Origin of the sequence: Catellatospora coxensis, from assembly GCF_016862635.1 — a bacterium.
GTDB lineage: Bacteria > Actinomycetota > Actinomycetes > Mycobacteriales > Micromonosporaceae > Catellatospora > Catellatospora coxensis.
Genome location: NZ_BONI01000198.1, coordinates 1 through 1265, shown reverse-complemented (window position 1 = coordinate 1265; position 1265 = coordinate 1). Strand labels below are relative to the sequence as shown.

General features: G+C 68.5%; 1 protein-coding gene. It reads left to right on the top strand.

Going from position 1 to position 1265, the window contains the following annotated elements:
- Nucleotides 1-229: 229 nt before the first annotated feature.
- Nucleotides 230-1159 (top strand): hypothetical protein, encoded by a 930-nt coding sequence (locus Cco03nite_RS41985; protein WP_203699629.1) that lies wholly within the window; start codon nt 230-232, stop codon nt 1157-1159.
- The last annotated feature ends 106 nt before the right edge of the window (nt 1160-1265 follow it).

Here is a 1265-nt window from a genome sequence, read left to right as displayed (position 1 = left end):
CACGGGATCCTTTCCGGATCCCGTGGCACGCCGCCGTCATCGGCCGAGCATTCCGGCGTGGTCGATGAGCTGCCAAGCCGTCGAGGGAACCTCCGCTGACAGTGCAGACGGCCAGGACCCGGCGGTGTCCCAAACTTTCTCGGCGTGGATGGCAACTCCACGCATGGAGATCGCCCTCTTGTGTTGCGTACGCCGAAGACAATCGCGTACGACATCACGGGAGGAACACATGAACCTGAACCTGAAGCGGCTTTCGGTGCTCGTCGCGGCGGGCGCGGCCCTGCTCGCGGCGACCGCCGGCCCGGCGCAGGCCGAGGAGCCGATCTACCCGGCCGCCCTCACCCACACGCGCCTGGTGCTGGACCCGGCCGAACGCGGGTACACCGGCACGATGCAGTTCACCGTCACCTACCGGGGTACGACGGCCAACCCGAACCTGAGCGTCGTCATCGCGGAGCCGACGGCCCACTCGTGGGACAGCATCAGCATCGACACGCCTTGCATGTTCAACTACGGCGAGGACCAGCGCCGGTCCATCGGCTGCGGACTGGAGTCGTTCGAGCCCGGACAGACGCGGACCTACACGCTCACCTTCCACGCGTACACGCCGGTGCAGACCGAGCCGATGCTGGCCACCGGCGGCCAGCTCAGCATCGTGGACGGTATCGCCGGCACGGTGAGCAGGGTGCGCGACTTCAACGCCACGTTCCGGGGCGCAAACGGCAAGCTGAAGAACCCGGTGCCCTATGTCCAGGACGCCCAGACCGACATGACCCTCACCGCGGGCGGCAGCGTGACGCTCGTACGCCAGGCGGACGGCTCGTTCCTGGGCCGCCTGCCGATGACGCTGGCCTGGCATGGCGACGCCCCGAACAACGAGGTGTGGGTCGGCGTCGACGTCCCGGCCGGCTGGTACACGCCGGACACCGAGCCCAGCGCCAACGCGCCGTGCTGGACCGGCTGCTCCGCACCGGGCGGCGACTGGTTCGACGGCGAGGTGCGCTCGTTCGACATGCTCATCCACGCGCCGGAGGACACGGTGGTCGGTTCGACCGGCACGATCTCCTCGACCGTCCAGAACGGCTGGGGATTCACGCCCATCACGGACGTGACGCCGGCGGACAACACGGTGACCTTCTCGTACACGGTAGCCGACTGACCACGATGCCCGCATCGCCCCTGTTCAGAGCGATTCGGGCATCGACGCCTCCTGATCAGAGGCCGCCCCACCACGGCGTGCCGCGGGATCCTTTCCGGATCCCGCG